The organism is Paenibacillus sp. sgz302115 (assembly GCF_056120445.1).
The window spans coordinates 173,583-184,459 of record NZ_JBVYOK010000014.1 but is presented as its reverse complement, the minus strand read 5'-3'; the positions used below and the strand labels follow the sequence as shown (position 1 = coordinate 184,459).

Below are 10,877 nucleotides of genomic sequence, written 5' to 3'. Positions count from 1 at the left end.
TGATCCCAGAGAGTGCTTCTTTCACAATCTCGAGTCGGATTTCCTCATAGGCTTTTCTCTTCTTCATGAAACTCGCCTCCCTCTTCTTTCAGTGTAATAAATTGGGGGGCAACTCTCCAGTTTCATTAGGGGGCCTAGGAGCTTCTGCCGTTGTTCCCGGGCATTCCGCCCGCGGCGGCTCCACAACGGCATTTCTGCCGTTGTTCCCAGGCAATCCGCCCCCGGCGGCTTCAACAACGGCATTTCTGCCGTTGTTCCCGGGCAGCCTGCCCCCGGCGGACCCAACAACGGCATTTCTGCCGTTGTTTCCGGGCAATCCGCCCGCGGCGGCTCCAACAACGGCATCTCTGCCGTTGTTCCCGGGCATTCCGCCCGCGATAGCTTCAACAACGGCATTTCTGCCGTTGTTCCCGAAACACAAAAAAACACGGACAACCGTGTCCGTGTTCGTATTCCTAAATATTTTTCAAAAAATATTATTAGTCATATGACATTTCATACTTGGTAAGCCCGACTGCATTGGCATAGAGTGCCGCCTGTGTCCGGTCTGCGACCTGAAGCTTCGCCAGTATCTGGCTGACATGCTTCTTCACGGTAAATTCGCTGATGAACAGACGTGAGGCGATTTCCCGGTTGCACGCCCCCTGCCCAAGCTCAATCAGCACTTCCTTCTCCTTAGGTGTCAATTCGTCGGTAGGACTGTTGCCGCTCATCCGCATCTTGTCTTCCATCAGCCCGGGATCATAATACTTTCTGCCCTTATGTACCAGCTGAATGGCAAACAGCAGTTCCTCCGGCAGTGCTTCCTTCAGCACATAACCATCAACCAGCACTTCCTCCGCCTTCAAAAAATCCTCTCTGCTGGCCGAGGAGGTCAACAGGATAAACTTGCTTATCAGCCCGCGCGAACGCGCTGCCTTGATGACATCCAGCCCTGATTCATCAGCCAGCTTCAGATCAATCAGCACCAGATCAGGCTGCGTCTCCTCAATGACCAGAAGCGCTTCTTGACCATTTGTTGCTTCACCGGCAAACTGCAGATTGGACTGCATGGAAATGACCGCTGCAAGCCCTCTTCTCACCAATGGGTGATCATCAACAATGACGATTTTCACTAGATCGACCTCCTTGCCTAAAGTTTATGCATTTTTTAATTCAGCTACGCCGACAGGTATCGTAATTAAAATTTTTGTGCCTGAATGCTCACTGCTGGACAACTGAAAGTCTCCGCCTAAAGACTGTGCCAAATATTGCATATTCTTCATGCCTAATCCCCCGGTGTTATCCTCGGATTCGGTCCAGAGCAGATCAGTATCGAACCCGACACCATCGTCGATGATCGAAAGTCTGATCCATTTCGGCTTGAGTGACAGCTCGACATCCACCCGGCTGGCCGCGCCATGACGTATGGCATTGCCTGTCGCTTCCGAGATAATCCGGAAGAGCGCCTTATGGTAAGGGTAAGGGAGACTGAAATCGTCCCCCGTTATTTTTAGCTCAATTTCCACATCGTTCAGCCTGGACAAGCTTTTCAAATGCGACCGGACCATGCCCAGCCAGGTGGGCCCGCCGCTTTTTTTGGAGCTGAGGCTGTAGATGGTAATCCGCAGCTCTTTGGCAACCTTGGTGGCCGAGTCATGGATCAGCTCGATTTGCTCCTCAAGCTCGGGTTCGGACATCTTCCGCCACGTCTGCTTCAGCGAATGGGTCGCATACACAATCCCGAACAGGCTTTGTGATACACTGTCATGCATTTCATCGGCGATCCGGTTCTGCTCATTGGTGATGATCAGCCGGTTCTCGATGACACCCAGCTCATGGCGCTCAAGAATGATCGCACTCAGCTCTGAAAGGAACATCAACTGCTGAATGTACCATCTGCGCCCTTCCAGCCCTTCCGTGGCTTCCAGCTTTACGCCGATCATGCCGACAAAACGCGTGCTCATTCTAACAGGCATAAGCAGAAAATCCCCGAGTCCGGGCAGGCTTTTGAATACCGGCTCACGCTGCAGTCTCCATTCGTGCTCGTGCTTCTCCAGCTCCCCGAAAATAAAACGTTCTTCCTCGTGCTGCCAGCCGGTCTGCCGGCTCTGCGGAGCAGGCTCGCCGCTCTTCTTGGCGAACCAGAACAGCGCTTTGTCCAGCTTCGTCAGCTTCACCACATAATCCGTGATCACCTGGCCAATGTTCATGAAGTCATGCTGGCTTGAGGTTTCCACGATATGATACAGCGATTTAATATGCTCCATGGTTTCGTTCGTCCGTGCGTTTGCTGCCTCCCTTTGCCGCTTAATCCGGTTAACCATTTGCATAATTATAACCGTAAGTACCAGGGCTAGAAACAGGTTACCGTTCTCAAGCACAACTTCCGAGAAAGTTCTGCCGGCAGAATTCAGGAAAAGATAGCAGCTAACAGCCACTATAGCGATATAACTCAGGAGTAGACTCCAGCCAAAATAAAATGACAATGATCCTGCTGCAATCAGCACAGGATTAAGCACATACATTTTGAATGAGCTGTCATACCCTCCAGTAAATAACATCAATGCAATGATTCCAGCCATTTCTATGCTTACAGCAAGCATTAGATAACGCGGCCATTTACGCAGCCTCCGGTACACGATCGTGAATACTTGGGCAAATAAGAATAGTGCCATGATTAATAGGGATTTATAGATGACGGAAGGCCCCGTATGGTCCAGGAGGTACATGAGTGATGTGAGGGACAAAGAAAAAATTCTGTAAAAGGAAATCATTCTGTCTTCCGCGGTTGACTTAATTTTCATCCCACCACCCAATTCTCCAGTTTGTGGAAAATGCGAGCTTATTTTAAGCTTTGTTTAACAGCATCATACATGAGAAAAATCACAATAACAAGTTCCCTTTTTTGCTGACAACGTTTTCATTTCAGAGGAATTTTATATTTTCAGGCTTTTTTTTATTGAAAGCCATCCACCCCTGCAAATGATAGCGAATTCATAAATTTCGGGTATTTTCAAAGCACATAAAGCAGCCCGCCCACAAAAAAATGGACAGGCTGCTATGGCTGCTATATCTGTGGTTGTCCTAGTCATTCCAGTCGTTCGCAGTCTATTCGGCTACCGCTGACAAATCTTTAGGCAACTTGGATGGATTGCAAATGCAAATCTGATAGCGCTGTTCGCCAACGATATGATACCCGGTGGACAAGATCCGCACATTATGGTTTCGTGTGTCCACCTTATGGAGACTGCAGCAACTGATGCAGTAAAATTCCCTCATGGCTTCATCTCCGGCATAGTCTTTAAGAACTATCGTAAAAACTGCTAATATTATCTAAATAATAGCACCACATTTTTGCAAGTGTCAATAAAAAAACCCATTTTCCGACATTATTCTGTTGGACAAAGTAGAATTATGTCGATAACTATAGATTCTTGCGGCAAATCAGCGGAGAGACTCCCATATATTTCTTGAATAACCTTGAGAAGTAAAAAGAATCGCTGTAATGAAGCATCCCGGAGATTTCTTTGACCTGCAGGGAAGTATTGAGCAGCAAATGTTTTGCTTCCGCCATTCTAAGCCGGTGGACATATTCATGCAGCGGGTAGCCGCTGCTGCGGCGTACAAGGCGGCGAAGCGTCGACATTGAAATATGGTGTTTGGCGGCAATCTCCGAAAGGTCCAGCGTCCCATAAATGCAGGAGTTCAAATCCTCGCGGATTTGCGGCATGAGCGTTGTCTGCCAAGTACGCTGATTGTCTTGGGTGATAGGCGAACATTCCAGCAGCATACTCTCCAGCACCAGGGCCGCCCGGTCGGCATCTGCGGGAACACCGCCATCCATCAGCTCCAGCACCTGCTCGAACAAGGCCGAAAGACCCTGCACCGCATTGTTATTGTTCTGAAAAACAGTTCCCTCCGCTATTAGTCCTGCCTCCAGCCATTCCGCAACCCGGCTTCCGCTAAAGTTGATATAATATTCATCCCAGCTTCCGCCTGGCGGGGGACCAAAGCTATAGGTATAACCCGGACGAAAGAAAAACAGGCTGCCGCCGCGAACCTGCTGAAGCTTGCCATTGTTCTCCGTGTAAGTGCCGTTTCCAGATAAAATATAGACAAGTGCCCAATGCCCGAATACTACGCTAGAACGAAACAGGGTTCTTCCCGGCAAATGCCCCGCTTGCCCAATCTGAATCGACTTCAGCCTAAGCTTGGAGGATTCCACCTTGGGATCAATAATCCTTATGGGGTATGGACTGATCATATAATCCATGACCTTGGGCATACATTGTATTCCTCCCTGTGTTTTAGAGTGATATGGTTAATCTGAAGATGATCATATTCTACATGAATAAGAGGTGTCCACGCTATGTCTGAGCAACACAACCTGCAGCTTCTCCCTCACCCGCGGTCAATGGTTTGGTCCAAGGGCCAGTTCCATCTCCCGGCCAAAGGCAGTATCGTTCTTGGCGGTGAGGAGGACCATGCCGTAATCCCCGCTGCCCGCAAACTTCAGCTTGTACTATCACAGACTCTTCAGTTGAATGTGCCGCTATCTGTAGGCACACGTCCATCCGTTCGTCCTATCTACTACTTTAGTTATAGTCCTCTGCTGCCTCAGCAAGGCTATGAACTCCATGTAGGGGAGAGCGGAATTTCCGTAACCTACAGCTCACCGGAAGGTGCCTTTTATGCTGTAGCCACATTGAAACAGATTATTCGGCAATGCGGCAGAGAAGTGCCTTTTCTGCAGATCAGCGATCAACCGGATTTTCCCGCGCGAGGACTTATGATTGACATCAGCCGCAACAAAATTCCCAAGCTGGAAACCTTGTACCGGATCATAGATTTCATGGCCGATTTGAAGCTGAATCAGTTGCAGTTATATATAGAAGGTTCTCCATTCGCCTACGAGTCCTTCCCTCAGGTCTGGGAGCTGGAAACCCCTATTACCGGTGAAGAAATTCTGCTGCTGGATGCTTACTGCCGCGAGCGTTATATTGAGCTTGTTCCGAATCAAAACAGCTTTGGGCACATGGAGGGCTGGCTGACCCGTCCCGAGTTCAATGACCTGGCTGAAATTCCCGAAGGCTTCATGTTCCCGAAACATATGTACGATAACGATATGTACCCGGAGGGACTGTTCATGCACCCGGGAACGTTCCATACCGAAAATCCTGAAGTGCTTGAGTTGCTGGGTACAATGTATGATGACCTGCTTCCTTACTTCTCCTCGAAGCTGTTCAATGTCGGCTGTGATGAGACGTATGAGCTTGGGCTTGGCAAGAGCAAAGCCACGGCAGATTCAAAGGGCAAAGGCCAGCTATACTTGTCTTTTCTTCAGAAGATTCATGGTCTTGTTCTTGAACGCGGCAAAACCATGCAATTCTGGGGCGATATTATTCTCCAGCACCCCGAGCTGATCCCCCAGCTTCCCAAGGATGTTATTGCTATGGAATGGGGTTATGGCGCGGAGCACCCGTTCGAGGCGGAAACGCTGAAATTCCGGGAAGCGGGAATTCCTTTCTATGTCTGTCCGGGGACCAGCTCCTGGAATTCTCTCACGGGACGCAGCGACAATATGCTGGCTAATCTGCGGAGCGCCGCGATTCACGGCAAAAATAATGGTGCCATTGGCTACCTTATTACCGATTGGGGGGACTTCGGACATTGGCAGCACCTGCCAGTCAGCTATGCCGGATTTGTATATGGTGCGGCGGTAGCATGGAATGTCGAGAACAATCTTGAAGCGGATGTTGCAGAATATCTGAATACCTCCGTATTCTATGACCGTTCGGGGAAAATCGGCCAATTGCTGCTCGATCTCGGGAACTACTATAAGCTTGAGTCCGGGATCTCCCGTCCGAACGATACCGAGCTGTCGATGCTGCTGCGCACCCTACTGCACAATGTGGGGCTTGCCTTGAAGCTTACAGCCGGACATTTCGACCGTTTGGAGCAGTATATCAGCGAAGTGGAGGATCGGCTTGAGGATCTAACGCTGGAATGCGAAGATGCCGCTCTAGTTATGGAAGAGCTGCAGAGCGGCATTCATTTTGTAAAACATGCGGTACAGCTTGGCCGGATTAAATTACTGCTGGCCTCAGAGCCGGAAAAACTGAATGCAGCCCTGATCCGTCGGCAGATCAGGGACCTCGATATTCTGCTGCATCACTACCGGCAGCTATGGCTTCAGCGCAACCGGCTCGGCGGCCTGGAGCAGAGTGTCTCAAGGCTTGTCCGGCTCCGCGCCGAATACAGCAAGCTGGCGGCAGAGCTGGCCGAACCGAAGGCATTGTAACACTTATTCTTCTATAGTAGAAGTCCGGCACATCATCAAAAAGGCTGCTGTATCCGCAAACCTATCTGCGAATACAGCAGCCTTCAATTTATTCAGCGTCATTTCTCCTGTTCATTCCGCCCAGGGCTGGCTCTGTGAAACTACCGTTTCCCCGCCCGATGCCGCCTGCTCCAGAAGCAGTGCCAGGTATTGGTCCTGGCTGGCTTCAGCCAGACTGTAGAACGAAGGCCCGCCCTGGATATGCTGCTGCATCCGGACAAGGCATTCCGCAATAGCAAGCTCTTCTTCCGAGAGCCGGGCCGGAGCAAAGGGATTGCGGTACAGCCACTCACCGTCGGCCATAATACCCTTGAGGTAAAAGCCCTCCAGATTGCCGCCATGTCCGGCGTCGATCCGCCGCAGCTTGCTGTACAGCGGTGCATCATAGCTTTGCAGCCAGGATACATCCTCGTTCGAGAGCTCCCCGCGTTCCCCGCGCACCAGAACCCGGCTTCGGCGAATCCATGAGAAATACTGGTCGCGGGTGAAATCGAACACTCCCAGCTTGTCTCCAAAGTCCAAAGTGGCAAGCAGCTGTACACTCTCCACCGTTTCTTCGGCTGAAGGCAGCACACTCCGCTCTGGTCCTTTTATAATAGAAGAACGAAAATTGTGCGCCCGGATGCTAACGGTCTCGAAGCCGATGCCCAGCAGATGACGGATCAGACTGATTCCGTGATAGCCGTGCGCAGCCGACACCTGAGCCTGGCTGATGGCGCCCAGCCGTCCCGAAGCAGCCAGCGCAATTCTTGCCGCATGCATGGGCTGGAATAAATACTGCTCGGCAATTTGAATGGTGGCGGAGCGGCCTGCCCGGTTCCACAGCTCAATGAGCTGCTCCAAATTCGGCGCAGGAGGCGTTTCAGCCAGCACCGGAATTCCGGCTTCGGCCAGCCTGATCACGTATTCTGTGCTGATCTCCTTTTTCAAGCTGACTACGGTGAAGGAATAGGCTCCCGCCGCAATAAACTCCTCAAATGTGGTGTATACCCGGACTCCCCAGGTTCTGCTCAACGCTTCGGCTTTGTCCCGGTTGCGGACGAACATTGCGCCTACGGCGAATCGCTCCGGCAGCTCTCTGGCGATCCGCAAATAAAATTCTGCACGCCAGCCCCCGCCTACCAGTCCAAATACAATCTTCTCCATACCCATTCTCCCTTCTCCCGTTCATTCTTTGCCTAAAACTCGCAAATTCTGATTGAAATCGCCTATCTGGAAGACTATAATCATGACGAATAACCACTTTTTTCCTAAATATTACAAAATGACAGGGGACAAAGCTATGGATTGGCTGCACGATTACGAAGAAGAGCTCCGCTTGGTGTTTCTGGACTGCAGCGCCATCATCTCCGAATTTCCAGAACCGCTTCAGGCTCAAGGGTTGATCTATCTCGATCAGTTCAACGTGTTTGGCGCAGGAAGCCACAAGAATTACATCTGTTATCTTCTCCCGTTTTGGTTCAGGGACGGATATGGCCTTACCCGGGAGGAGACCCGCCAAATGTCGGTGGGCAACATCTTTGCCATGCTGTATTTCTTCATTCAGGATGATCTGATGGACAGCAGTGAATCCACACCTGCTAAGATGCTGCCGCTGGCCAATCTGTTCTATGCCCAATTTATGAATAAATACAGACCGCTTTTCCCGGCGGATTCCCCCTTCTGGCCGTGCTTCAACCGTTATATTACCGAATGGGCGGACAGCGTGGCCGGGGAGACGGGCGGTGATTATTTTCAGAATGACGTAATCAAAATCGCCCATAAAGCCAGCCCCCTCAAGCTCTCCAGCACCGCCATCCTGCTGCACACAGGCAATGCCAACCTTATTAAGGAAGCCGAGGATATGATCCACATAGTTCTGCTGACCCTGCAAATGCTCGACGATTATGAGGATTGGGAGCAGGATCTTGCCGAGGGCAGCTATAACTGTCTGCTGTCACTGGTGCGCCGTCATCTTGGACCTGGCAGTGAACCACTTACCAAAGGACAGGTGAAGGATTATATATTCACGACAGGAGGACTTGCGGCTTATGCCGAAGCAGCCCTTGCCAACCACAGTAGCCTAGAAGATTACCATTTGAATGTGCCCCATCTGGTTTCGTTCCATCAGGTGCTTGTGAAGAATCTGCAGCATATCGCCGCAGCCATCGAAGCAGAGAAGCAGCTTTTGCAGGGCGGAGGTCTCAGCTACTGGTTATCCAAGAACATGAACGCTTAAAAACTAGGAAATTAGAGGTAGAATAATAGAATGGCCTATGCTATACTGATCAGGAAAATATAACCATTTTGGGAAGGGTGATTATTGTGTCAGAAGCAATTCTCAGAAATCAAGTGATTCAGAAGGCATGGGAAGATCCGGGGTTCAAGCAAAGATTACTCACAGATCCAAAAGCAGCCCTCAAAGAAGCGCTAGGCATCAATCTTCCCGATCATATTACTCTCAAAACGGTTGAGGAAGGCTCGAATGAGTTCTACCTGGTCATTCCCCCCAGTCCAGCTTCAGGCGTAGTGAAAACAGACATCAAACCACAAGGTACCTGGTAAGATATAATTGGAGCTTAGGTCTCATAGGGAGCCCGCACCATCCGGAGCTTCTGCCAATGGCAGAGTAGTAATGGATTCGGTACCGGCTCCTTTTCTGCTGATAAACCGGACCTCGCCTCCCATCGCCTCAATAATCCGAAACGTAACCATAAGTCCCAGTCCCGTACCCTTCGTTTTGTTGGAGGAGAAATACGGCTCACCCAGCCTGCTCAGAACAGCCGGTTCCATGCCTGACCCGTTATCCTTGATATGAATAAATACTTTATCCCCTCTGGCGTAGGCCATCATAGAGATCAGCCCTTCATCCCCCAGCGACTCAATGCTGTTCTTGATCATATTGATGAAGGCCTGCTTGAATTTGGAGGAATTGCCCTTCACCCACAAATCCTCTCCAACCTCCAGCACCATCTTACCCCCATTCAAATGACACAGCGGCAGCAAAATGCTCTCGATATGCTTGCATTCATCGTAGACGCTCAGCAGAGAGACTTGCTCAAACTCCGGTTTGGCAAACGTAAGAAAATCCGTAATGATATTGGCCGCACGGTCCAGCTCGCTAAGGGCCATGAACAAATATCTTCGCTCATCAGCGGACGATTTCTCGCTGAGAAGCTGCAGAAATCCTCTGGTTACCTGCAGCGGATTGCGTACCTCATGCGCTACAGAGGCGGCCAATTCGCTGATGATCTCCATTTTTTCGGAGCGCTGCAGCTCGTTGTTGAACAGCTCCAGCTCCCGTGAATACTTGACAACCTGCTGATGGTTCAAGGCCAGCCTGCGGCCCAAAATAATGATCAGCGAGAGAATGAATACCACCAGCGCCCACTTCCAGTAGACCAGATCATAATTCCCGCCACGGATATAATACCAGACCAGCTCGGCTACCCCGGTACAAGCGGCGGTTCCGAAGCCAATGGCGAAGGTGATCGCATCCTTGTTGCCCCGCAGCGAGAACAGAATGACACAGGCAACCAGCAGAATGAATTGCACTATCATGATCACTCCAACAATGGTGGTGGAGATAAAATAATAAAATTCCACAAAACGGTTGCCCGACACGGCATTAATGATCAGAAAAGATAAGCAGAACAAGGAGTAGGTTACCTGGAATTTACGGAACCTCCGAATGATGCCGAGCTTGCCGCTGCCGAATATTTTCTCAAACAGAAAGGTCAGTGACGGCAGCAGCGACAGCAGGGCCAGATCGAAAAAGACGACGCTAACGGGACCTAAATAACTATAGAAGGTATACGTAAAAGGTGAATACGTAATCGCCAGAACTCCGGTGGAGGCTATCACTATAGACAAGGAAGAAGCTACAGAGAAATACTCCCTGTTCAGATAAAATGCGCATACGAACATGACCAGCGCCACGAACAGGAACGCGCCGCCCAAAATGATATCGACAAGCCCATTTTTAATATAATCCTTAATCAAAACGCTATGCTCGCCAAGCACTGCCCGCTCTTTAATGCCGATCCGCTCCTGCAGCGTCTCTGTCCATATGTACAAGGTAGTGCCGTTAGTTGCATCACTAAGCGGGATAAGCAGTGAATAGTTATCATGAATATAGCTGCGGTCACCCTCGAAGATCAGCTTCTGCTGCTGATACACCTTAACATGCAATGCATACAGCGTATTAATATATATCGAAGGAGCGGCGTACTCATATTTCGGCAGTTCAATCCGCGTCCATGCGGAGGACACTCCAGCCGGCAGCTCCGGCGTTCCCAGAGCGGCATTGACATTCATCCAGCCGTGGTGATCCTGCACGGGAACCTCACGGCCGGTATCACCGTCTTCTGCCCATTTCATTTGCCAGCTTGTGATTTCTTTGGAGGCGTAGCGGCTGTCTGCCGTTACCAGGAGCGAACCGCAGGTCATCAGAAGCAGGATCAACACCGCTGTCAGGTGAATAACTCTAGCAAACAAGCGCATGCAAGCACCTCAGAAGAAAGTTTCAGAAGCAACGTTCTGTTATTGTACTATTTCGCTTCATCCGCAGCCCATC

The 10,877-nt window shown here is 50.4% G+C and carries 9 protein-coding genes; 3 read left to right on the top strand and 6 right to left on the bottom strand.

Translation table 11 applies throughout. The features are described 5' to 3' along the window. Positions 1-88 precede the first annotated feature (88 nt). The 4 genes from AC0LWN_RS23230 to AC0LWN_RS23215 form a co-directional block, all read right to left on the bottom strand. On the bottom strand, positions 89-421 hold the full coding sequence (locus tag AC0LWN_RS23230; protein ID WP_474669519.1) for a hypothetical protein: 333 nt from the start codon (positions 419-421) through the stop codon (positions 89-91). A gap of 58 nt (positions 422-479) precedes the next feature. Further along, on the bottom strand, positions 480-1,115 hold the full coding sequence (locus tag AC0LWN_RS23225) for a response regulator (RefSeq protein ID WP_474669517.1): 636 nt from the start codon (positions 1,113-1,115) through the stop codon (positions 480-482). A gap of 24 nt (positions 1,116-1,139) precedes the next feature. Next, positions 1,140-2,786, bottom strand: a complete 1,647-nt coding sequence (locus AC0LWN_RS23220) for a sensor histidine kinase (RefSeq protein WP_474669515.1) — start codon at positions 2,784-2,786, stop codon at positions 1,140-1,142. A gap of 620 nt (positions 2,787-3,406) precedes the next feature. Continuing rightward, the gene (locus tag AC0LWN_RS23215) at positions 3,407-4,267 is read right to left on the bottom strand and encodes an AraC family transcriptional regulator (RefSeq protein ID WP_474669513.1); all 861 of its coding nucleotides are present in this window, start codon (positions 4,265-4,267) and stop codon (positions 3,407-3,409) included. A gap of 84 nt (positions 4,268-4,351) precedes the next feature. On the opposite strand from AC0LWN_RS23215, the gene AC0LWN_RS23210 reads away from it, so the two are divergent. Further along, positions 4,352-6,283 (top strand): beta-N-acetylhexosaminidase, encoded by a 1,932-nt coding sequence (locus AC0LWN_RS23210; RefSeq protein WP_474669511.1) that lies wholly within the window; start codon positions 4,352-4,354, stop codon positions 6,281-6,283. Positions 6,284-6,394: 111 nt separating this feature from the next. Here the strand turns inward: AC0LWN_RS23210 and AC0LWN_RS23205 are convergent, their stop codons facing one another. Beyond that, on the bottom strand, positions 6,395-7,468 hold the full coding sequence (locus AC0LWN_RS23205; protein WP_474669509.1) for a Gfo/Idh/MocA family protein: 1,074 nt from the start codon (positions 7,466-7,468) through the stop codon (positions 6,395-6,397). A 136-nt stretch (positions 7,469-7,604) separates the two neighbouring features. On the opposite strand from AC0LWN_RS23205, the gene AC0LWN_RS23200 reads away from it, so the two are divergent. Further along, positions 7,605-8,540, top strand: a complete 936-nt coding sequence (locus AC0LWN_RS23200; protein WP_474669507.1) for a hypothetical protein — start codon at positions 7,605-7,607, stop codon at positions 8,538-8,540. 83 nt (positions 8,541-8,623) lie between these two features. Beyond that, positions 8,624-8,866 carry an NHLP leader peptide family RiPP precursor gene (locus AC0LWN_RS23195; protein WP_458966247.1) on the top strand — a complete coding sequence of 81 codons (243 nt, stop codon included), beginning with the start codon at positions 8,624-8,626 and terminating at the stop codon, positions 8,864-8,866. 21 nt (positions 8,867-8,887) lie between these two features. On the opposite strand, the gene AC0LWN_RS23190 is transcribed toward AC0LWN_RS23195, so the two are convergent. Then, on the bottom strand, positions 8,888-10,804 hold the full coding sequence (locus AC0LWN_RS23190; RefSeq protein WP_474669505.1) for an ATP-binding protein: 1,917 nt from the start codon (positions 10,802-10,804) through the stop codon (positions 8,888-8,890). Between the last annotated feature and the right edge of the window lie 73 nt (positions 10,805-10,877).